This window comes from Streptomyces sp. NPDC058086, from assembly GCF_042885015.1.
Taxonomy (GTDB): Bacteria; Actinomycetota; Actinomycetes; order Streptomycetales; family Streptomycetaceae; genus Streptomyces.
The window spans coordinates 126687-148445 of record NZ_JBHVST010000008.1 but is presented as its reverse complement, the minus strand read 5'-3'; the positions used below and the strand labels follow the sequence as shown (position 1 = coordinate 148445).

Genomic DNA, 21759 nt, shown 5'->3' with positions numbered 1-21759 from the left:
GAAGGCACGTCATGAACGAGTCGGGCCGGGTGGAGGCGTTCAGTGACGGTGTCTTCGCCATCGCCATCACGCTGCTGATCCTGGAGATCAAGGTCCCCGAGGTCGGCGAGCACGGCGGCCTGTGGCACGCGCTCGGCGCCCAGTGGCCCTCGTACGCCGCCTATGTCGTGAGCTTCCTGGTCATCGGCATCATGTGGATCAACCACCACCAGGTCTTCAGCTACGTCGCCCGGGTCGACCGCACGCTGATGTTCCTGAACCTGCTGGTGCTGATGGTGGTGGCCGCCGTGCCCTGGCCGACCGCGATGCTCGCGGAGTATCTGCGCGAGGACAAGGCGTCGCATGTCGCGGCCGCCGTCTACAGCCTGGTCATGGTCGCGATGGCGCTGACCTTCCAGGCCCTGTGGTGGCACCTCACCCGCACCGGCCATCTCTTCGACGCCCGCGTCGACATCGACGGTGCCCGCCGCACCCGCGTCCGGTTCGCCCTCGGCTCGCTGGCCTACCCCGCCACGGTCGGCCTCGCCTTTGTCTCGGCCCCGCTGACGCTGGCCGCCCACGGCCTGATAGCGGTCTACTACGGCTTCAACCAGGTCCCGGTACCGACCCGCAGCGCCTGACACGGCCGCGCGGCCGGCAGTCGGCCGGTGAAGAACGACGTGGGCGGCACACCCATCAGCGCCCGGAAGTCGGCGGTCATGTGCGACTGGTCGTAGTAGCCGCTGGCGGCAGCCAGTTGGGCCCACGACGTGTGCGGCGCCTGCCGGGCACGGGTGAGGACGTGGCGAACGCGGGCGATACGGGCGTAGTGCTTGGGGGAGAGACCGACACCGTCCGCGAAGAGCTTGCGCAACTGCCGTTCGCTGACCGCCAGCCGCCGCGCCAACTCACCCACCCCCGCAGGCGGTCGACCCGCGTCCGTCGACATCGCCGCCACCGCCGCCCGCAGCAGCCCGGTGCGCGCCCGGTCGGCCGGTGCCAGCCGCCCAGGCAGCGTCTCGGCAAGCCGGGCCACCACCTCGTCCGGCTCCAACGGCAGTAGTTCTACGGCCAATTCCCGCGCGGTGGCCGTCGGGAAGTCCGCGAGCCGCGCCACCCCGCCCACCAGATCGAGCGCCGGCACGCCGAGCAGCGGGCGCGCCGCCCCCGGTCCCAGCCGCAGCTGTACGCAGGACGCCAGCCGCTTGGTCGCGTGGTAGGAGGCACGGGCGCGCGGGCCGACGACCAGCACATCACGGCGGCCGTTCTCCTCGACGCGCACCACCACCTTCGTCGCCGCGTCCGGGACATGCGCGAAGGGCTCGCGCAGATCACCGTCGACGGACGTGAGCCCGATGTCGGCGAACCAGGGGCGCAGTGCGTCGGGGACCGGCACGGCCTCCTCGTGGAGAGCGTTCGCATCGCCGGGCTTCGCCTGCCACGGGCCGTCGTACGAGGTGGTGGTCACGCTCCCACGGTAGACGCGCCGGCGCGCCGACCGGGCCCGGGAACCGTGCCGGAATTTCCTAGAGCCGGGCGGTACCGGCTCGGCACGGTGAGGACATGATCCTAGTGACCGGTGCCACCGGCACCATCGGCAGTGAACTCCTGAGCCAGCTCGCGGCCCGCGGCGCGAAGGTCCGCGCCCTGACCAGGGATCCGTCCCGCGCGCAGCTGCCGCCCGGCGTGGAAGCGGTTCGCGGCGACTTCCGGGAGCCCGCCTCCGTGGCGGCCGCGCTGTCCGGCGCGACCGCCCTCTTCACGGTGGCCGTCCTGGGCCCCGACGACACGGAACGGGACGCGGCGCTGGTCGACTCGGCGCGCGCGGCGGGCGTACGCAGGGTCGTCAAGCTCTCGGCCATCGGCACCGGTGACCCGGCCGTGGGCCCCGCCGGCACCTGGCACCTCGGCGGTGAACAAGCCCTCAGGACAAGCGGGTTGGAGTGGACGATCCTGCGCCCCTCGTCGTTCGCCTCCAACACCCTGAGCTGGGCGGAGGCGATCCGCTCCGGCACCCCGGTGCCCGATACGACCGGCACCGGCGCGCAAGGTGTCGTCGACCCGCGCGATGTCTCCGAGGTCGCGGCCGAGGCCCTGCTCGCGCCCGGTCACACGGGCCGCGTCCACACCCTGACCGGACCCGAACTCCTCACCACCGCCGACCAGGCCGCCATCCTCGCCCAGGTGCTCGGCCGCCCGGTCACCACCGAGGACGTTCCTCCGGCGGAGCTCCGCGAGCGGTTCATCGAGGCGGGGATGTCCGAGGTCTACGCCGACGGTGTGCTGGCGGGCACCGCGTACGTCCGTACCGGCGGGAACGCGGTGGTGACGGACGATGTGCGGGCGGTGCTGGGCCGTGCGCCGCGTACCTTCGAGCAGTGGGCGCGTGATCACGGGGAGGCCTTCGCGCGGACCTGACGACCGGCTTCGGACGCCGGCTTCGCGTCGGCCGCGTGCGCCGCACCGGCAGCCTCCTCCGCGGAGGTCCGCACCGGCTCGGGTGTCTCCTCGGGGGCGGGGGCGGTGGAGACGTGCGGGACGTGTCCCCGTCCCGGTCGCAGGATCGCCGCCGCCAGGACCAGGGCCGCCAGCGTGATCCCCGTGGCCACCGTGAACGCAAGCCGGTATCCGTCCGCCATGGCCGCCACGGCCCCCTCGCCCTCGCCGGTCAGACGCTCCGTACGACTCGCCGCCAACGTGGTCAGCGCGGCCAGCCCCAGCGAACCGCCCACCACCTGCGTGGTGTTGAAGAGCCCGGAGGCCAGTCCCGCGTCCTCCTCCCGGGCGCCCGTCATGGCGAGCCCCGTCACCGCGGGCATCGCGGCCGCGAAACCGGCGGCGAGCAGCAGCATCGCCGGCAGCACGTCGGCGACGTACGAGCCGTCGGCCGGGGCCCGGCTCAGCAGGGCCATGCCCCCGGTGATGAGGACGAGCCCGGCGAGCAGCACCCGGTACGGTCCGAACCGGGCGAGCGTCCGCGCGGACAGGGTCAGCATCAGCACCCCGATCGCGATCGGCGCCGGGAGGAACGCGGTGCCGGTGGCCAACTCGCTGTATCCGAGTACGCGTTGGAGGTAGAGCGCACCGATGTACTGGAAGCCGAACATCCCCGCGACCATCAGGATCTGCACCCCGTTGGCGCCGCTCAGGGCGCGGGAGCGGAAGAGCCGCAGCCGCAGCAGTGGACGGGCGGCCCGCGCCTGACGCAGGACGAAGCCGACGTAGAGACCGAGCGTGACCACGGCCAGGGTGAGCGTGGTCCCCGGATTCCGGTCGCCGGTGCCGACGATCGTGTACACCGTCAGCATCAGCGCGCCCGTGACCAGCGCCGCCCCGGGGTAGTCGGCGCCCTTGCCGAGCCCGACTCCCTGGTCCGGGGCGAGGATCCGGATCGCGGCGAGCCACGCGACCACTCCGATCGGCAGGTTGATCAGAAAGATCCAGTGCCAGCCGACCGTCTGGGTCAGCGCCCCGCCGAGGAACGTGCCGAGTGCCCCGCCCGCCGCGCCGACCGCGCTGAACACCGCGATGGCGCGGGCCTGTTCGCGCGGTTCGGGGAAGAGCGCGACCAGCATGCCGAGGACGACGGCCGAGGTCATCGCCCCGCCGACACCCTGCAGAGCGCGGGCCGCGACCAGCAGGCCCCGGCCGGTGGCGACCCCGCACAGCACGGACGCCGCCGTGAACAGCACGAGCCCGGCGGCGAACATCCGCCTGCGCCCCACGAGGTCACCGAGCCGGCCCACGAGCAGCAACAGCCCGCCGAACGGGATCAGATACGCGTTCACCACCCAGGCGAGCCCCGGCCCCGAGAACCCCAGATCACTCTGGATCGCGGGCATCGCGACGGTGACGATGTTCCCGTCCAGGATCGTCATCAGGGTGCCCGCGCACAGGACCACGAGCGAGGCCCAGCGGGAGTAGGTTCGGGGTACCGGCGGCTCGGACGGTGACTCGGTCCGGAACGGCATGACGACGACCTCCATGTACGCGATCGCGTATGCGACGCGTTTCCATAGGTGCACGACTTGTAACGGGGTACATCGTGAGTGACCATGGAGATCGGTATAAGGAGGCACCTCAATGTCCCAAGGGAACACCGGTGTTACCCCGCAGGTCGTGCACGCGCAGGCGTGCCCGGTCCGCGAGGTTCTTGACAGGGTCGCCGGGAAATGGAGCGTTCAGATCATCGTGGCCGCCGCGCACGGCCCGATCCGCTTCACCGAACTGGAGCGCAGCATCGAGGGCATCAGCCGCCGCATGCTGACCCTCACGCTGCGCAATCTGGAGCGCGACGGACTCCTCACCCGGACCGTCCACCCGACGGTCCCGCCCAAGGTCGAGTACGAACTCACGCCGGTGGCCGCTGAGTTGCACGTCACTCTGCTGTCCCTGACGGACTGGGCGGAGCGGCACCGGGTCACGATCGCCGAGTCGCGCGCCGCCTACGACGCTCAGCACAGCCCGGAGCTGCTGGACGCGTAGACCGCGCGCCGCGGGGTGGGCTCAGAGACCGAAGACGCCCGGATCTGCGGCCAGCGCGCGGAAGTAGACGCGGGGGTCCGCGACGAGCCTGCGCTCCTTGAGGTCCAGCAGCCCACCCACCGCGGTGAATTCGGCGGCCACCGTGCCGTCCGCCTTCCGTATCGTCTGCCCGATCCGGTAGGTCTTGCCCTCACCCCAGGTGAACGCGCAGGTCACTTCGGTCCGGTCCCCCGCACGCAACTCGCGCAGATAGCGGATCGTCGTCTCCAGGGTCACCGGTCCCACACCCTTGGAGATCAGATCGGTCTGGCCTATCCCGGCCGCATCGAGTAAGCACCAGCGGGCGTGTTCGGCGTACTGCAGATACACGCTCTGATTCAGATGACCCTGGACGTCGGTCTCGTACCCGCGGACGGTCACGGGCACGGAAAACGGCTCAGCCACGGCATTCCCTTCTCCGACCGTGCGCACGACGGCCGGAACGGACGCCACTCTACTGAGGGGCGGAAGGGGATCGAGGGACCTCATGCCCGCCGGGGTGAGGCAAGCACATACCGCGCTCCCGTACGCGGCTCCGTGTGCTCGCCGACCTGCCAGCCCGCCTTCTCCAGCGTCGCCGCGCAGGCCCGCAGCGCCTCGACGTCCGGCTCGCGCACGGCGACGGCCTCCGGCTGCGGAGTCGCCCGCACCCGATAGCCGGGGCCTTCCCCCGCCGCCGGGTCGTGCCCGGCGGCCTCCAGGGCGAGCGCGGCGGCCTGCACCAGATGCGTACGCTCCCACCCGCACGGACGGTCCACCGCCCCGTCCCGACTGGTCATCCGCCGCAGCTCCAGCAGCCCCTGCCAGGCACTGTGCACCTCACGTGTGCGCGAGGAACCGCCAACGGCGTTCTCCTCGCCGCCGATCCGCGCGGTGAACACGCCCGAGTCGGAGGTGGCGGCGGGAGGCTCAGGGGCCGCTGCCGGCTCGGGCGTCTCGCGTATCCGGTGCCCGGCGGGCGTCAGAAAGCAGGCGTGCGGCGGCCGCGGATGCCGGAAGGCGAGCCCCCGCTTCACCAACGCGGCGAGCTGCGCGTCCGTCCCCTTCAGCCGCCCGGTCACCGGGTCCGCCGCATCGATGACACGCCGCTGCGCGACGGTCGGCGGTCGTGTCATGACGGCACCCCTTTCCGCAGCCGAAGGATGACGCCCCCGATGGGCCGACCCCGTTCCCGGCCCACTCGAAGACTACGACGGGGGTCTGACATTCCAGCCGGCGACGACATGCCGCCGATGCTCGGTGCTCAGCCGGCTCACCGTCCCGGTGGCGAGCTGGAACAACGCGCCGTCCGAAGCTCGCAGCCCCAGCCGCCGCGCGGTCAGCACCCGCAGAAAGTGCCCGTGCGAGAAGAGGACGACACTGCCCTCCGCCTCGGCGAGTGCCGCGTCCACCTTGGCGAGCATCCGCTCCGCCCGCGCCCCGACCTGCTCCGGGCTCTCCCCGGGATGCTCCGGCGGCCCCGGTGCGACGCCGTCGTCGAACAGGAACCAGTCGGGCCGGGTCCGGTGGATCTCCACGGTCGTGACCCCTTCGTACCCGCCGTAGTCCCACTCGCACAGGTCCGCGTCCACCCGCGCCCCCTCGACCCCGGCCAGCCGCGCCGTCTCCAGGGCCCGCTGCATCGGGCTCACGAACGCCGCCGCGATGTGGTGCGAGGCGACCAGCGGGGCCAGCCGCTTGGCCTGCTCGCGGCCGTTCTCCGTCAGCGGGATGTCGGTCGATCCGGTGTGCCGCCCGGACAGGGACCACTCGGTCTCGCCGTGCCGCACGAGGATCAGGTCACCCATGGCCGACACCCTTCTCCGGTCCTGTCACTCCCTCCGCACGGTGTCATCGCCCCCGGCGGTCCGCAGGTCGGAGTGCGCCATACGGCGGCCCTACTGCCGATACCCGCCCAGGAACCGGCCGATCCGGCTGATCGCCGCGTCGAGGTCGTCGGCGTGCGGCAGGGTGAGGATGCGGAAGTGGTCGGGGCGGGGCCAGTTGAAGCCGGTGCCCTGGACGACCTGGATCTTCTCGCGGAGGAGGAGGTCCAGGACGAACTTCTCGTCGTCGTGGATCTTGTGTACCTCGGGGTCGATGCGCGGGAAGGCGTACAGCGCGCCCTTGGGCTTGACGCAGGAGACGCCCGGGATCTCGTTGAGCTTCTCCCAGACCCGGTTGCGCTGTTCGTGGAGGCGGCCGCCGGGCGCGGTCAGCTCGTGGATGGACTGGCGGCCGCCGAGCGCGGCCTGGATGGCGTACTGGGCGGGCGCGTTGGGGCACAGCCGCATGGAGGCCAGCATGGTCAGGCCTTCCAGATAGTTGCGGGCGTGCTGCTTGGGGCCTGTCACCACCAGCCAGCCCGAGCGGAAGCCCGCCACCCGGTACGTCTTGGACAGGCCGCAGAAGGTGAGGACCACCAGGTCGGGGGCGAGCGCCGCGGCCGAGTGGTGGACGGCGTCGTCGTACAGGATCTGGTCGTAGATCTCGTCCGCGAAGACCATCAGGCCGTGCCGGCGGGCGAGGTCGAGGATGCCCTCGATGATCTCCTGGGGGTAGACCGCACCGGTCGGGTTGTTGGGGTTGATGATGACGACCGCGCGGGTGCGGTCGGTGATCTTCGACTCCATGTCGGCCAGGTCCGGGTACCAGTCCGACTGTTCGTCGCAGAGGTAGTGGACCGCCTTGCCGCCCGCGAGGGTCGTGACGGCCGTCCAGAGGGGGAAGTCCGGCGCGGGGATGAGGACTTCGTCGCCGTCCTCCACCAGCGCCTGGACCGCCATGGAGACCAGTTCGGAGACGCCGTTGCCGAGGAAGACGTCGTCCACGCCGACCTCCAGACCCCGTTCCTGGTAGCGCTGGGCGACCGCGCGGCGGGCGGAGAGGATGCCGCGTGAGTCGGTGTAGCCGTGCGCCTGCGGCAGCATCCGGATCATGTCCTGGAGGATCTCCTCCGGCGCCTCGAAACCGAAGAGCGCGGGGTTTCCGGTGTTGAGGCGCAGCACGCTGTGGCCTGCCGCCTCCAGTGCGTCGGCCTGCTCGATCACCGGGCCGCGGATCTCGTAACAGACCTCGCTGAGCTTGCTCGACTGCCGGAACTCCATGCGCTGTGTCCTCCGGTTCGTGGTGTTGCTTGGTTTTACCAAGTGAGTGCTTGGAAAGTCCAACAACATGTCTAGACTGCGTCGCATGTCACCTCGCCGAAGCTACGACCAGTACTGTTCCGCGGCCCGCGCGCTCGACGCCGTCGGTGACCGCTGGACCCTCCTGATCGTCCGCGAGCTGCTCGGCGGCCCGCGCCGCTACACCGATCTGCACGCGGATCTGCCGGGCGTGAGCACGGACGTGCTCGCCTCCCGGCTCAAGGACATGGAGCGCGACGGACTGACGACCCGGCGCCGACTGCCGCCGCCGGGCGCCGCGTACGTCTACGAACTCACCGGCCGAGGGCGGGAGTTGCTGCCCGTGCTGCAGGCGCTCGGCGAGTGGGGCGCGCCCTCGCTGGGCGAGCGCGGAGCCACGGACGCCGTGCGGGCGCACTGGTTCGCGCTGCCGCTGCTGCGGGGCCTGGCGGGGGAGGGCGCTTCAGGGCTGGTCGAAGTCCGCCTGGAGGAGGGTGAGTTCCATGTGTGGCTGGGCGCCGAGGAGGGGCCCGTGTACGGGGACGGGCCCGCCCCGGAGGAGCCGGACGTCCGGCTCAGCCTCGACACCGGAACCTGCACGGATGTGAGCCGCGGGACCTCGACCGTGGTGGACGCGGTGCGTGACGGACGTATCGAGGTCACAGGGGAGGGCACCCTCGCCAAGGTGCTGCGCGGGGACTGACGCCGGTTCGGGGTCCCGTAGCCGTCCCGTGCCGCTCGCGCCAGACACTTCCAGCGCGTTCGAAATCATTGCGGGCGGCGGGGCGGCGACCACAGGGTGGCTCGCATGCGTATCAAGAAGTCCCTGGCGGTGGTGTTCAGCGCCGCGGCGCTCGCCGTCGGCCTCGGCACCACTGCCGCGCCTTCCGCGTCCGCCGCGAGCAGTTGCTGGTACAGCGGGAGCCACTGGTGGTGCAACAACCGCTCCGGCGCGCCGGTATACGGCTACAAGGACCTGGCACGGTTCTACCCGGACTCCAGCCGTGTCGTCGGCCACATGTACTCGAACCCCAGCTGGTTCGAGTGCCGTTACGACGGCGGCAACCCGGACGAGTACGTGGGCGGCCCGCATCCCTACCGCTGGGAGTGGACCGAGGCCGACAACGGGGAGTACGGCTGGATGAAGGACACCGCCATCGGCAGCGAGACCAACACGCTTCCGGCCTGCTGGTAACGCACCACGCACCACGCACCACGCACAACGCCCCAGCACCTCACCGGACCGGAACCCGGGCGGGGGACGAGGCCCGCCGTGCCGAGGGGGCACGGCGGGCCTTCGCCGTCACGCAGCCGTCACGGACGCCTCCGTGTGCCTAGGCGCCCGGCGGCACCCGGGAAGGCCGCCCGGACCCCCGGGTCAGCGCGTACCCGCCGATGCCCGCGAGCGCCGCGAGGATGCCGCCGATCGCGGTCCACACCCAGCGGTCGGACCACCAACCGGAGGCCCAGCCGTCGTCGGGCTCGATGGACGACAGCGCGGCCGTCGACGAACCGGAGCCGGAGTCGGACTTCTCGGCGCTCGTCGCGATGCCCGGCACCAGCGGCTTCGCCAGCGAACCGTCCACCGCCGCCGACCCGCCGATGTCCTTGGAGTCGACCTTGACCTCGGCCCCGATCGGCAGACCCAGGTCGGAGGCCTGGAGCCCGGTGACGGTCAGCCGGACGTAGTACGTGCCCGGCAGCGGGTCGTTGGCCCAGGTCTCCGACCAGGAACGGACCGTGCGCAGGGTGCAGGCCAGTTCCACGGTGGCCGCGTCCTGTGCCGCAGTGCGTGTCTGTGCCCCGTACTGGCAGGCCTGGCGGCGTCGCAGCCCGTCGTAGACGTCGAGCTGCCAGGTCTGGCCGGCGTGCCGCGTGGAGGCCTCCGGGAGCTTCACCGTCGCCTTCACGGTGGGCCGCTGCCCGGCGTCCGCGGGGAACGACCAGTACAGGTAGTCGCCCGTGGACCCGCTGGCGGTGGCTTGCTGGCCCTGCTTGATCTCGGTCGCCGTACGGAACGACGTGCCGGCCTGGGTCGGCGCGGCGCTGTCGCCCGAGGGGCTCGCGGAGGGCGAGGAGTCGGCCGCGGCGGGCGCCGCGGCGATCCCGAGCAGCAGCAGGGCGGTGCTCAACACTCTTCTGACACGCATCAGTTGGTCCTCCAGACCGCGATCCGCAGGCGCGAGACCCAGCCCCACAGCACACCCGCGAGGAAGCCGGTGAGCACGAGGGCTCCGAGCAGCCACCAGCCGCGGCCGAGGCCGAAGGAGGCCACGTCGCTCGCCTGGTCCGGCCCGTCCACTACGTCGACCGTCAGCTCCACCGGCATGCCCGGCGCGGTCTTCACGCCGCTCGCCGCCGAGAAGGAGTTGGACACCTGAAGACACACGGTCTCGGCGGGGGCGTTCTCGTCGTCGCTCTCGGCCTTGGGATAACGCAGACCGGTGGAGATGGCGTCGGTACGGCCGTTGCCCGCCGCCTCGCCGCGCACGATCTCACGTCCGTGCACGGTGACCGCGCGCAGCAACACCCCGTAGTCCGGGTTGACCTCTCGGTCGGCCGCGACGCTCACCGAGGCGCGCAGCTCCTGGCCCGGCTTGACGTCCACGCGGTAGTAGCGGTGCTGCCCGAACTCCTCGCGGTCCGTGTACAGCCCGGACTTCAGCGTCGGGGCACTCGTGCAGGCGGCGGCGCCCTCCACGGCGACCGGCGTCACCACCGGGTCGGCGGCACGCTTCACCAACTGACCGACGCGGTCGGTGAGTTCTTCCTTGTGCTGGACCGAGGTGTACGTGCCGCCGGTCGCGTCCGCGATGCAGCTGAGCTGGTCGCGGGTCTTGGCATCGGGCACGAGCCCGAGGGTGTCGATGGTGAGCCCGATGCCCTTGGCGGCGATCTCTCGGGCCACCTCGCACGGGTCGAGCGGCTGGCAGGTGTCCTCGCCGTCGCTGATCAGCACGATCCGCCGGGTGCCGTTGCCGCCGTCGAGGTCGTCGGCCGCCTTGAGCAGCGCGGGACCGATCGGCGTCCAGCCGGTGGGCGTGAGGGTCGCGACGGCGGTCTTCGCCTCCGTGCGGTCCAGGGTGCCCACCGGGTACAGCTGGGCGGTGTCCTTGCAGCCCGTCTTGCGGTCGTTGCCGCGGTAGTTGGCGCCGAGGGTCCGTATACCGAGCTGGACCTCCGCGGGTGTCGCGTCGAGCACCTCGTTGAACGCCTGCTTCGCCGCGGACATGCGCGACCCGCCGTCGATGTCGCGCGCCCGCATCGAACCGCTGACGTCCAGCACGAGTTCGACCTTGGGAGCGGCCTGCTCCGCCGTTTCGTCGGCGACCGCTCCGGTCGGGAAGGCGATCCCGGCCGTCAGGGCGGCGAGCAGGGCGCAGACGCCTGCCGCCAGCCGTTGTCTTGTGATCATCGCCGGATCCTATTGATCAAAGGTGCCGGGCTTCAAAACGATCTACGAACTATTGGGTGGCGAACGGGTTGGGAAGCTGCGCCCAACTGTCCCCGGGCGTCTCGGGAGACAGCCGCATCAAGGTCAACGCCTTGGTCGGCAACGGCTCTTCGAGCAGCGCCGTCAGGTCCGGGGTGCGCGGCAGATCCCGTACGACCGTCTCCAGGGCCTCCCGCAGCACCGCCGCGGATCCCGCGGTCGCCCCCAGCGTGCCGCCGATCAGCGAGCCGAACATCTTGCGGCGCAGGGTGGTCACGTCGTCCGTGACGATCCGTCCGGACATCGCCGGCGCCGGGATGCCGTGCCGGGCCAGCCGGGCCGGGCTCACGCGGATGTCGGCCAGATCGCGGTAGACGAGCCGGACCGGGGCGCCGGTGGCGGACAGTACGACCAGGAGGTTCTGGCCGTGCGCCTCCAGGGCCACCCCCAGATCGAGCAGCCGCAGACAGACGGTGAGCGCGAGGCGGGTGAAGTCGGCCAGCCAGGCGGCGGACCGGGGCAGCTCGGTGGTCGCGAGGGCGGCCACCGGCAGGACGCGCTCGCCCGGGTGCGCGTACACGTCCGGGGACTCGCGCAGCACCGCCGCCAGGTCGGGGGAGTGGGCCGTGACGGCGCCCAGGGTCCGGGTGACGTGCAGCAGGCCGTCCGTGCGGGCCGCCATGTCCTCCGCGAACGCCGACACCGTCGCCGACGTCTCGATCGAGTAGACCGAGATGTCCCGCACGGAGGAGGTCAGCCGGGCGCTCAGCGCGGTCTTGATGTGCGGCCCGTCGGGGAGGGCGAGGGTGCGCAGCGACATCAACGGGTGCGCGGGGACGACCTCCTGGGGCACGGTACGCACGACATGCGCCGTCTGCCAGGGATGGACCGGGATCAGGAATCGGTCCTCGTCCCGCAGCCACTTGGGCCACTCGCCCCGGACCAGACAGTCGTCGACGGCCACCAGGCCCAGTTCCACCACCGGCCGGTGCTCCGGACCGTACGCGAGCTGCTCGGCCACGGAGAAGCCGGGACGCGAACGGCAGTTGGGGTGGTACGGGTGTCCGTCGACCACCCGCTGCTCCCACTCCCAGCCGGTCGCGGGCTCCCGGCCAGCGGCGGCCTGGTCGGCGCGCGAGAGGGCCAACGAGGCGGCGCTGTGGTCGAGTTCGGCCGCGAAGGCGGCGGCGTGGGGGACGGCGAGGGCCGTCATGAGCCGCGCCGGGCGGTCGTACGCCGTGTCGTCCAGCCGGACCTCGGTGACGTATGTGGTGGTCGCGTACGGATCCGGGCGCGGGCCGTACAGTCGCCGGCCGTCGGCGAGGTGGAGCGTGAGCCCGTCGGCTCCCGGTTCGCGGCGCGCGATCCACGGCATGGGCTCATACGCCAGCGCACGCCACAGACGGCTCAGCACGGCCGCCCGGGCGCCGGGGAGCCCGGCCGCGTACGGCGCCGAGAGGGCGGGGCGTACGGCGCTCAGCTCGTCGGCGAGCGCTGCCTCGGCGTCGGGCGTGGGGGGACGGTGCACGGTCGGGCTCCTCGGGTACGGGGACTGTGCGTCGCGGTCGCCCGCGCCGACAGACATACTGATCACCAGTGCACCGTATGGAATGAATGGATCGCGTGGATTCCATGCCCCCCAGGTACCGCAGGGACGAGATGGAAGAGGCCGCCGACGCGTACGCCGCCGCGCCGCTGCTCAATTGTCTGCTGCGGGAGGTGGGGGAGCCCGCCGCGGACCCCGGCCGGGTCGCCGGGGGCTCCGGTGTGTTCCGGCTCCGCTCCAGTGGGCGGCTGCTGCGGGTGCGGGGGACGCGCAGGCCCGTGGCGCCCGAGGTGTACGCCGACGGGGCCTGGCACCGGCTCACCCACGCCGAACTGGTCAAACTCACCACCGAGGAACTGCGCGGATTCACCGGTCTGTCCAACCCCGAGCTGCCCGCCGAGATGATCGACAGCCGGGACACGGTGGCCGCGCTGCTCGTCGCCCGCCTGCACGCGACGCCGCCCGCGGACCCGTACATCCGCTCCGAGCAGTCCCTGATCACCGGGCACCCGTACCACCCCGCGCCCAAGGCCCGCGGCGGCGGCCCCGTCACCGGCTGGCTGCCCTACGCGCCCGAGGCGTACGCCCGCTTCCCGCTGGAGCTGCTCGGTGTGCGGGAGGACGCGGTCGTCGAGGAGGGCGACACCTCGGCGCTCGACGGCTTCGGGCCGGCTCCGGAGGGTTACCGGCTGCTTCCGGCCCACCCCTGGCAGCTCGACCTGGTCGGCGCCCGCCCGGAGATCCGGGAGGCCTTCGCGGACGGCCGGCTGATCCGCCTGGGCCGCACCGCGCGCCCGCTGTGGCCGACGGCCGCCATCCGCACGCTCTACGCCCCCGAGGACGACGTCTTCGTCAAGTTCAGCCTCGACGTGCGCATCACCAACGACATCCGCCGGTTGTGGCGCCACGACCTGCTGAAACTGCGCCGCACCGACGAGGCGACAGCCGCCGCGTTCGCGACCACTGGCGCGAGCGCCGCCTGGCTGAGCGACCGCGGCTACCGCACCGCCGACTTCGCCTTCGAAGAACTCGCGGTCCTCGTCCGCGACGGGCTGCGCGAGCACGTCGTCCCAGGCGCGACCCCGCTCCTCGCCGCCGCCCTCGTCGAGCGCTTCGAGGGCAGTCCCCTCGACGGTCTCACCGACCCGTCCGCCTGGTGGACGGCGTACCTGCGCCAGGTCGTACCGCCGGCGCTCGAGGCCTTCGCGCTGCACGGCGTCGTCATCGAGGCGCACCTCCAGAACACGGTGGTGGCCGTGGACGCCGACGGCATCCCCGTGCAGGCGCTGTTCCGGGACGCGGAGGGCGTGAAGCTGCTCACGGACGTGGACCGGGCCGCCGGATGGGAGCGGCTGGTCTACTGCCTGATCGTCAACAACGTGTCGGAACTCGCCGCCCTGCTCGCGGAGGACCACCCGGGCTGGGACCCGTGGCCCGCCGTACGGACCGAGCTGGCCCGGCACGGCCTGCCCGGTATCGCGCACGAGATCGCGGAGCTGCTCGCCGCCCCCACGCTCCCCGGCAAGACGAATCTGCTGCTCCGCTGGACGGGCGCGGACGGCGCGGACGCCCGCTACCTCCCGCTGCCGAATCCGCTGGCGCGCGCCTAGTGCCGGGTTCCCCCTCGGTTGGGTACATGTCCTGGTGGCGGGGGCAGTGACCGGCTCAACTCCCGTACCGGCCAACGGATCTGGGGCAGACCCCACCCAGCACCAACGGGGTCGCCGCCGTCGGCACGCCGACAAGGCGAGACGAACAACAGGGGGACGGCAGATGAACGTGATGACGGAGTGATCCGACCCGGGGGGCGCCGCGCACACGTCGGCACCCGCGTCCGGTGAACGACGGTACGATCACCGTCGGATTAGCCCGTTGGGTCGCCGCGGGTTCCTCCGCCATGGGGGCACTCCGTCCGTGCCCTGCTTTCCGGGCAGGCCAGGTGCATGGTCCAAGTGCGAAGTCCGCGCTCTGACGAGCAGCTTGCGTAGGGAAAGGGAGAATCGCTCCGATGGCCAATGAGGACGCCGAGTCCGAAGAGTCGGGCAGCGAGCGTGTGATTGCCGGCCGCTACAGTCTGCTCTCGCCCCTCGGCGCGGGCGGCATGGGCACCGTGTGGCGCGCCTACGACAAGGTGTTGCAGCGCGAGGTTGCCATCAAGGAGGTCCGGGCGCCTGCCGGACTGGCGGCACCCGACATCGAGCGGATGTACACGCGGCTGGAGCGTGAGGCGTGGGCCGCGGCCCGGGTGGCGCACCGGAACGTGGTGACCGTCTACGACGTGGCCATGGAGGAGGGCCGCCCGTGGATCGTCATGGAGTTGGTCCGGGGGCAGTCGCTGGCCGACCTGCTCAAGGCCGAGGGTCGGCTCTCCCCGCAGCGTGCCGCGTCCATCGGCCTCGAGGTGCTCGCCGCGCTCCACGCCGCCCACGAGACCGGCGTGCTGCACCGCGACGTGAAACCGGCCAACGTGCTGATGGCCAAGGACGGCCGGGTGGTGCTCACCGATTTCGGCATCGCCATGATCGAGGGGGATTCCGCGCTCACCATGACCGGTGAAGTCGTCGGATCGCCCGAATTCCTGGCTCCGGAGCGGGCGCTGGGCCGGCGGTCCGGGCCCGCGTCGGACCTGTGGTCGCTCGGCGTGCTGCTGTACGCGGCCGTCGAGGCACGCTCCCCCTTCCGCCAGAACACCCCGCTCAGCACCCTGCGGGCCATCGTGGACGCGGAGTTGCCGCAGGTCCGCCGGGCCGGCGCCCTCACTCCGGTCATCGAGGGGCTGCTGCGCAAGGATCCGGACGAACGTCTCACTGCCGAGCAGGCGGAACAGGACCTGCGGATCATCTGCCAGGGCGGCGTCCCCGACGCGGGAATCGTGCAGCCGCCTTCTGACTCCCCGACCGTTTCGACGCAGCCCACGACGCGCACGTCTCCCGCGGATCCTGGGGAACAGCCCACGGTCACGCATTCCTTGGCGCAGCCCACGGTCGTTGATCCCTTGACGCAGCCCACGGTCGTTGATTCCCTGGCGCAGGCGACGGTCGCGGATCCCTCGGCGCAGCCCACGGTCACGCATTCCCTGGCGCAGGCGGCGGACGCGGGTCCTGTGGCACAGCCCCCGGTTGCGGATCCCGCAGTGCCGGATCCGCGCGCCGCGGGAACACCCGCCTCCCCCGTCCCCCCGGTTGACGCGCGGCGCAGCCGGCGCAGCATCGCGCTCGTCGCCGCGGGCGTGTCCCTGTGCGTGCTGGCGCTGGCCGGGGTGGGCTATGCGCTCATGAACGACGGAAACGGAAACGGAGATCGGCAGAGCGCCGGCAACGCCACCACAGGCGCGGGTTCGGCCTCGAAAAACGCCGAGAACGCCACCGCCTCGAGCACACAGGGCGACGGCCAAGGCGCCTCCGCCACCCTGGGGGTGCGGGTGACGGTGACGGGTTCGCACACGACGTACTCGGGACAGTGCCCGCCGCCGAGCGAGCAGGCGCCCACCTTTACCGCGACGTTCTCGGTGGACCGGCTCCCGGCCCAGTTCTCCTACCGGTGGGTGTCCAAGGACGGCTCGGTGACCGATCCGCACTGGAGGACGCTGGTGTTCTCGGATGACGGAGGGCTCAGCAAGCAGGACACGGTGAGCCTGAGCACGTGGGCGGAAGCCGGAAAGCTCGAGAGCGAAATCGGCGTGGAGCTCAAGGCGCCCTTGCACGGCAAGTCCAACATGGTGCCTCTGTCGCTGACTTGCGAGGCCGGAACGGGCTGAGGCACGCCGTCCGGGCACCGGCCGACGGCTCGGACCGCGTTGCGGAGCGGGGCGGACCTCGGTCCCGGCCGTCCCGTGCCCGGAGTTCTCCCGCAGCGCGGCGAGGTGTCCGGATCGCGGCCCCGCAACGAGGCGCGGAACGAATTTGTCGCAAGAATCGAACTAAACCAGGTCACGTTCACGTTTGAGTGAAGGCTCCGGTCTCGTGTCGGGTCAGCCGCGTCAAGCGGCCTCTCTTTCGCAGTTGGATGTCGTTCATAAGGAGTATGAGTGCCATCGGTCATCTTGGGGCAAACGGGCCCCTTCACTGGTCAAAGCGTGGTCCTGAGCGCTGCTCCACTGACCTTCGGTCGCAAGAGTGACAACGACGTCGTGATCGTCAGCGTCAACGCCTCCCGTCTGCACGCCGAAATCATCGAAGAGGACGCCGGCTTCGTGGTCTACGACCGCAACAGCCGCAACGGCACCTTCGTCAACGACCAGCGCATCACACGGCACGTACTGCGCTCCGGCGACCGCATCCGAATCGGTGAGGAGACCTTCCTCTTCGAGTCGCAGGACGCCATGGAGACGGTGATGGATCTCTCCCACCTGGACGCACCCCGGGTGAGCGCCTCCGCGGACCCCGGCATCCTCAGGGTCACCATCACCGGCGGTGGCCCGGTGGGCCTCGCCTTCGCGCTGACGCTGGAGAACATGCTGCGCGGGCGGGTCTCGATCACGGTCTACGAAGGGCGGTGGACCAAGAACGGCTCCACCGTCGTCTGGAAGGACGAGACCCAGGGAAACGTCCGTCGCCAGCAGGTCGTGACCATCCAGAGCAGGCAGTACCTCGCTCTGCCCGAGGAGATACGGTCGGCGCTGTTCGAGGACACGGGCGACTATTCGGAGATGTGGCCCGTCGGACCGGACTCCGTGGACGGTCTGCCTCCCCGCAACATCCGGATCGCCTACGTCGAGGACCGCCTGCTGGAACTGGCGAACAAGAACGCCGCGATCCGGCTGGTGGCGGAGCGGTTCGACTCGTCGGAGCATCAGAGCCGGCTCTCGCAGGAACACGTCCTGGCGATCTGCGAAGGCGGACGATCCCGCACGCGGGAGCACTACGCCGACCGCTTCGGCGCGGCCGACGCCTCGATCTACTCCCTCGACGGCGACCATCTGCAGGACGTGGTGCTGGGACTCCGGGTGAAGTCCCCGCTCTCGGACCGGATGAGCGTCCTGCTGACCGTGTCGCAGAACAGGTTTCTTCTCAACTCGCTGCGCGGCGAAGGCTTCTTGAACATGCGGCTCACCCGCGAAGAGGCCCGGAACGTGATCGGCATCGACCCGGTCCGTCAGGTCTTCGAGGAGTGCATCGCCGCTCGCCCCTGCGTCATGAGCCGCGAAGAGGACCACGAGTTCCGCTGTCCCACGCACGGAACCCTCTTCCTGCCCGCCCTGCTGCGCAGTTCGCCCTTGTGGAAGCGGATCCGGGAAGGACTGAAGCTGTTCGGCGTGCCCGAGAACGACCTCACCGCGATCACGTCGTTCCGACTGGACATGGTGCAGCGCCCACGGTTCACGGCGCAGCTGAGCCGCCCGACCTCGACGGGCCCCGGCACGTACGGCTTCCTGCTGGGCGACGCGGCCAACGCCATCCACTTCTGGCCGGGTCGCGGTCTCAACAGCGGTCTCGCCTCCGCCACTTCGCTCGCTCGCTCCCTCAGCCGCACCTGGCAGGGCAAGCCGCTGCGCGACGCCGACTTCATCCGGCACGAGGCGGCCATGTCCATGCTTCAGTACCGGCACAAGAGCCGGGCCTGGAACGCCATGGTCACCACCGACGAACAGGGCGTCACCCGCGCCATCAAGGACATCATCGCCCGCAGCATGGAACCGGAACCCGGCGACGGCTCCGAACCCGAGCACGGGTCCCTCGACGCCCTGCTGGAGCGCATGAGCGCGATACGCGAGCGCCTCGAACCCCGTCTCCCCGGTATGCCCACTGACGAGGAACTGCGCGACCACCTCCTGACGCTGGACCCGGCCACGCTCCGCACGCTCCAGGAAAGCGGTGCGTGGGACACCCTGATCGTCGGCGGGGAGGAAGCCGACATCGACCTCTTCTACCAATCGGACTCCCCCGTCTACGTCCCTCGCCCCACCGACCCGCGAATCGGCCCTCCGGCCCTGGTGCCGCAGGATTCCGTGCCCTCCAACCCGGTCTGAGGCCGGGCGGGACACTCCGCGGCGAGGAGAGCGCGGCTCCTCTTCTTCCCGAAGAAGAGGAGCCGTGCTCTTCGAAGTCGTACAGGGCATGATCATGATGGAGGCGAGCGGTACACGTCGATTACCTTGGTTGCATATGTCCGAGGTTGGTCACGGATTGTAAGGTCAGGAAAATGTACGGCCTGAGAAAATGCTGAACGAGGTCACTGCAACCCGCTATATCGCACCCCTGCGGTCCGGAGGGTCCGTGCCCGGAGTCGTCGAGGCCGACGACCTCGGGACGTACGTCGTGAAGTTCACGGCCTCCGCCCAGGGCCGCAAGGCGCTGGTCGCCGAGGTGATCGTCGGTGAGCTGGCGCGCGCCCTCGGGCTGCGCTTCCCCGAGCTGGTCCTCGTCCACTTCGACCCCGCCGTCGCCGAGCACGAGCCGCACCAGGAGGTCCAGGACCTGCTGCGCGCCAGCGCCGGCCTCAACCTCGGCATGGACTATCTGCCGGGCGCGAAGGACTTCACCCCGGAGATCGCCAAGACATTCCCCGTCGACCCGCTGGAGGCGGGCAAGGTCATCTGGCTGGACGCCCTCACGGTCAATGTGGACCGTACGATGCACAGCTCGAACCTGATGGTCTGGCCGACGTTCGGCATCGCGCCCCCGCGGCTGTGGCTGATCGACCACGGCGCCGCCCTCGTCTTCCACCACCGCTGGGACGCCTCGGCCCCGGAGAAGTCGTACGACTTCCGCAGCCACGCCCTCGGCGGTTACGCCCCGGACACCCGCGCCGCCGACGCGGAACTGGCGCCCAAGGTGACGGAGGAGCTGCTGCGCGAGGTCACCGCCGAGGTGCCGGACGCCTGGCTCGCGGAAGAACCCGGTTTCGCGACCCCGGACGAGGCGCGCGAGGCCTACGTCCGCTATCTCCTCGCCCGCGTGAAGGCCTCCGCGGACTGGCTCCCCACGGACTTCCCGAGCCGCGAACAGCTCGCCGCCGAGGACGCGGACCGCGCGGCGAAAACCCAGCAGGGCCGCCCTAACTGGCTCAAGCGGGTCCCCGACCTGCACGGCAAACCGGCGGCTGAACAGGATTGGTCGGTGCACCTCGGATGACAGACGTCCAGCGCGTCCAGATCGAATACTGCACCCAGTGCCGCTGGCTGCCCCGCGCGGCCTGGCTGGCCCAGGAACTGCTCACCACCTTCGAGACGGAACTCACCGAGCTGTCCCTGAAGCCCGGCACCGGCGGCGTGTTCGTCGTCCGCGTGAACGACGAGGTGGTCTGGGACCGGCGCGAGCAGGGTTTCCCGGAACCGACGGCCGTGAAGAAGCTCGTACGCGACCGAGTGGCCCCGGGAAGGTCCCTGGGCCACTCGGACAAGTGAGCCGCCTCGGAGGTCAGCCCTTGAGCTGCTCGTACGCCGGCAGCGTCAGGAAGTCGGTGTAGTTCTCGTCGAGCGCGACCTCCAGGAGCAGGTCGTGGGCCTGCTGCCAGTGACCGGCGGCGAAGGCCTCCTCGCCGATCTCGGCGCGGATGTTCGCCAGCTCCCGTGCGGCGACCTCGCGGGCCAGCTCCGGGGTGGCCTTCACGCTGTTCCCCGCGTGCTCGAACTCGACGCCCGCGTTGATCCACTGCCAGATCTGCGAGCGGGAGATCTCGGCGGTGGCCGCGTCCTCCATGAGGTTGAAGATGGCGACCGCGCCGAGCCCGCGCAGCCAGGCCTCGATGTAACGGATGCCGACCTGGACGGCGTTGACCAGACCGTCGTACGTCGGCCTGGCGTCGAGGGAGTCGACGGCGATCAGGTCCCCGGCGGCGACGGACACGTCCTCGCGCAGCCGGTCCTTCTGGTTCGGCTTCTCGCCGAGGACGGCGTCGAAGGAGGCCATCGCGATCGGGACCAGGTCCGGGTGGGCCACCCACGAGCCGTCGAAACCGTCGCCCGCCTCGCGGTCCTTGTCGGCCTTGACCTTCTCGAAGGCGACCTTGTTGACCTCCTCGTCGCGCCGGGAGGGGATGAACGCCGCCATGCCGCCGATCGCGTGCGCGCCGCGCTTGTGGCAGGTGCGGACGAGGAGTTCGGTGTAGGCGCGCATGAACGGGGCCGTCATCGTCACCGCGTTGCGGTCCGGCAGCACGAACTTCTGGCCGCCGTCACGGAAGTTCTTGACGATGGAGAAGAGGTAGTCCCAGCGGCCCGCGTTCAACCCGGAGGCGTGGTCGCGGAGTTCGTAGAGGATCTCCTCCATCTCGTACGCCGCCGTGATCGTCTCGATCAGGACGGTCGCGCGGACGGTGCCCTGCGGGATGCCGACATAGTCCTGTGCGAAGACGAAGACGTCGTTCCACAGGCGGGCCTCGAGGTGCGACTCCGTCTTCGGGAGGTAGAAGTAGGGGCCCTTGCCGAGGTCGAGCAGGCGCTGCGCGTTGTGGAAGAAGTAGAGGCCGAAGTCGACGAGCGCGCCCGGGACGGGTGTGCCGTCCGCGTCGACGAGGTGACGCTCGTTCAGGTGCCAGCCGCGCGGACGCATGACGACCGTCGCGAGCTCGTCGTTCGCCTTCAGGGCGTACGACTTCCCGGACTTCGGGTCCGTGAAGTCGATGCCGCGGGTGTACGCGTCGATCAGGTTGAGCTGACCGGTGACCACATTCTCCCAGGTGGGTGCCGAGGCGTCCTCGAAGTCCGCGAGCCACACCTTCGCGCCCGAGTTGAGGGCGTTGATGGTCATCTTGCGGTCGGTGGGGCCGGTGATCTCGACACGGCGGTCGTTCAGGGCGGCCGGGGCGGGGGCCACCTTCCAGGAGTCGTCCGCGCGGATGGCGGCGGTCTCGGGGAGGAAGTCGAGCGTGGAGGTGCGGGCGATCTCGGCGCGGCGCTCCGCGCGGCGGGCGAGGAGCTCGTCACGCCGGGGCGTGAACAGCCGGTGCAGCTCGGCCACGAAGGCGAGGGCCGCGTCCGTGAGGACCTCTTCCTGCCGGGGCAGGGGCTCGGCGTCGACGATGGCCAGCGGGGACGGCGCTGGTGCGGACATGAGCTGTCACTTCCTTCAGCGAGCGTGGCACCGGGTGCCAGGCGACCCGGGTAGGGAGATCAGCGCCTGGAGAGCAGCCCGGCGCTTCTGAACAGTGGATAATAGTTTCCTCATGGTGGAAGTTCAATGGTTTGTTGATGTCGAGATTCTCCAGGTCGAGGCAACGTGGCGCTCAGTGCC

Annotated in this window: 20 protein-coding genes; 10 read left to right on the top strand and 10 right to left on the bottom strand. The window is 70.8% G+C overall.

Going from position 1 to position 21759, the window contains the following annotated elements; genetic code table 11:
* Positions 1 to 11 precede the first annotated feature (11 nt).
* On the top strand, positions 12 to 620 hold the full coding sequence (locus ACFVWD_RS09070) for a TMEM175 family protein (RefSeq protein ID WP_389594645.1): 609 nt from the start codon (positions 12 to 14) through the stop codon (positions 618 to 620).
* Here ACFVWD_RS09070 and ACFVWD_RS09065 read toward each other — a convergent pair.
* Positions 578 to 1447 carry a helix-turn-helix domain-containing protein gene (locus ACFVWD_RS09065; RefSeq protein ID WP_389594644.1) on the bottom strand — a complete coding sequence of 290 codons (870 nt, stop codon included), beginning with the start codon at positions 1445 to 1447 and terminating at the stop codon, positions 578 to 580. The genes ACFVWD_RS09070 and ACFVWD_RS09065 overlap by 43 nt on opposite strands.
* Positions 1448 to 1542: 95 nt before the next feature.
* Here ACFVWD_RS09065 and ACFVWD_RS09060 point away from each other — a divergent pair, with 95 nt between their 5' ends.
* Positions 1543 to 2397 carry an SDR family oxidoreductase gene (locus tag ACFVWD_RS09060; protein WP_389594643.1) on the top strand — a complete coding sequence of 285 codons (855 nt, stop codon included), beginning with the start codon at positions 1543 to 1545 and terminating at the stop codon, positions 2395 to 2397.
* Here ACFVWD_RS09060 and ACFVWD_RS09055 read toward each other — a convergent pair.
* The gene (locus tag ACFVWD_RS09055) at positions 2370 to 3950 is read right to left on the bottom strand and encodes an MFS transporter (RefSeq protein ID WP_389594642.1); all 1581 of its coding nucleotides are present in this window, start codon (positions 3948 to 3950) and stop codon (positions 2370 to 2372) included. The genes ACFVWD_RS09060 and ACFVWD_RS09055 overlap by 28 nt on opposite strands.
* Positions 3951 to 4062: 112 nt before the next feature.
* On the opposite strand from ACFVWD_RS09055, the gene ACFVWD_RS09050 reads away from it, so the two are divergent.
* Positions 4063 to 4464: a winged helix-turn-helix transcriptional regulator gene (locus tag ACFVWD_RS09050; protein WP_389594641.1), complete on the top strand. Its 402-nt coding sequence runs from the start codon at positions 4063 to 4065 to the stop codon at positions 4462 to 4464.
* Positions 4465 to 4485: 21 nt separating this feature from the next.
* On the opposite strand, the gene ACFVWD_RS09045 is transcribed toward ACFVWD_RS09050, so the two are convergent.
* From ACFVWD_RS09045 to ACFVWD_RS09030, 4 genes are all read right to left on the bottom strand, one after another.
* A complete protein-coding gene (locus ACFVWD_RS09045; RefSeq protein ID WP_212726698.1) occupies positions 4486 to 4908 on the bottom strand; it encodes a thioesterase family protein in 423 nt (140 codons plus the stop codon).
* Between the two features lie 80 nt (positions 4909 to 4988).
* Complete coding sequence (locus ACFVWD_RS09040; RefSeq protein ID WP_389594640.1) at positions 4989 to 5618, bottom strand: hypothetical protein; 630 nt, start codon at positions 5616 to 5618, stop codon at positions 4989 to 4991.
* A gap of 72 nt (positions 5619 to 5690) precedes the next feature.
* The gene (locus tag ACFVWD_RS09035) at positions 5691 to 6290 is read right to left on the bottom strand and encodes a histidine phosphatase family protein (protein ID WP_389594639.1); all 600 of its coding nucleotides are present in this window, start codon (positions 6288 to 6290) and stop codon (positions 5691 to 5693) included.
* 90 nt (positions 6291 to 6380) lie between these two features.
* Positions 6381 to 7589, bottom strand: coding sequence for a pyridoxal phosphate-dependent aminotransferase (locus ACFVWD_RS09030; RefSeq protein WP_067380663.1), 1209 nt, complete (start codon positions 7587 to 7589; stop codon positions 6381 to 6383).
* A gap of 85 nt (positions 7590 to 7674) precedes the next feature.
* Between ACFVWD_RS09030 and ACFVWD_RS09025 the strand changes: the two genes are divergently transcribed.
* Together ACFVWD_RS09025 and ACFVWD_RS09020 are read left to right on the top strand one after the other, a co-directional pair.
* On the top strand, positions 7675 to 8310 hold the full coding sequence (locus tag ACFVWD_RS09025) for a winged helix-turn-helix transcriptional regulator (protein ID WP_389594638.1): 636 nt from the start codon (positions 7675 to 7677) through the stop codon (positions 8308 to 8310).
* 105 nt (positions 8311 to 8415) lie between these two features.
* Complete coding sequence (locus ACFVWD_RS09020) at positions 8416 to 8802, top strand: hypothetical protein (protein ID WP_389594637.1); 387 nt, start codon at positions 8416 to 8418, stop codon at positions 8800 to 8802.
* Between the two features lie 139 nt (positions 8803 to 8941).
* Here ACFVWD_RS09020 and ACFVWD_RS09015 read toward each other — a convergent pair whose 3' ends face one another.
* The 3 genes from ACFVWD_RS09015 to ACFVWD_RS09005 are packed head-to-tail and all read right to left on the bottom strand — an operon-like array spanning position 8942 to position 12625.
* Positions 8942 to 9757, bottom strand: coding sequence for a hypothetical protein (locus ACFVWD_RS09015; protein ID WP_168497116.1), 816 nt, complete (start codon positions 9755 to 9757; stop codon positions 8942 to 8944).
* A complete protein-coding gene (locus ACFVWD_RS09010; RefSeq protein WP_389594636.1) occupies positions 9757 to 11022 on the bottom strand; it encodes a VWA domain-containing protein in 1266 nt (421 codons plus the stop codon). Before ACFVWD_RS09010 ends, ACFVWD_RS09015 begins: the two co-directional genes overlap by 1 nt.
* A 49-nt stretch (positions 11023 to 11071) precedes the next feature.
* On the bottom strand, positions 11072 to 12625 hold the full coding sequence (locus tag ACFVWD_RS09005; RefSeq protein ID WP_389594698.1) for an IucA/IucC family protein: 1554 nt from the start codon (positions 12623 to 12625) through the stop codon (positions 11072 to 11074).
* A 29-nt stretch (positions 12626 to 12654) separates the two neighbouring features.
* Here ACFVWD_RS09005 and ACFVWD_RS09000 point away from each other — a divergent pair, with 29 nt between their 5' ends.
* The 5 genes from ACFVWD_RS09000 to ACFVWD_RS08980 all read left to right on the top strand — a co-directional run bounded on the left by ACFVWD_RS09000 (position 12655) and on the right by ACFVWD_RS08980 (position 19931).
* Positions 12655 to 14196 (top strand): IucA/IucC family protein, encoded by a 1542-nt coding sequence (locus ACFVWD_RS09000; RefSeq protein ID WP_389594635.1) that lies wholly within the window; start codon positions 12655 to 12657, stop codon positions 14194 to 14196.
* A 398-nt stretch (positions 14197 to 14594) separates the two neighbouring features.
* Complete coding sequence (locus ACFVWD_RS08995; protein WP_389594634.1) at positions 14595 to 16343, top strand: protein kinase; 1749 nt, start codon at positions 14595 to 14597, stop codon at positions 16341 to 16343.
* Between the two features lie 270 nt (positions 16344 to 16613).
* Complete coding sequence (locus ACFVWD_RS08990; protein ID WP_389594633.1) at positions 16614 to 18554, top strand: FHA domain-containing protein; 1941 nt, start codon at positions 16614 to 16616, stop codon at positions 18552 to 18554.
* 190 nt (positions 18555 to 18744) lie between these two features.
* Positions 18745 to 19659, top strand: a complete 915-nt coding sequence (locus tag ACFVWD_RS08985) for a HipA family kinase (protein WP_389594632.1) — start codon at positions 18745 to 18747, stop codon at positions 19657 to 19659.
* Positions 19656 to 19931 (top strand): SelT/SelW/SelH family protein, encoded by a 276-nt coding sequence (locus tag ACFVWD_RS08980; protein WP_054237070.1) that lies wholly within the window; start codon positions 19656 to 19658, stop codon positions 19929 to 19931. The genes ACFVWD_RS08985 and ACFVWD_RS08980 overlap by 4 nt, the downstream gene beginning before the upstream one ends.
* 13 nt (positions 19932 to 19944) lie before the next feature.
* Here the strand turns inward: ACFVWD_RS08980 and aceB are convergent, their stop codons facing one another.
* Complete coding sequence (gene aceB, locus ACFVWD_RS08975) at positions 19945 to 21579, bottom strand: malate synthase A (protein WP_389594631.1); 1635 nt, start codon at positions 21577 to 21579, stop codon at positions 19945 to 19947.
* Positions 21580 to 21759: the final 180 nt, after the last annotated feature.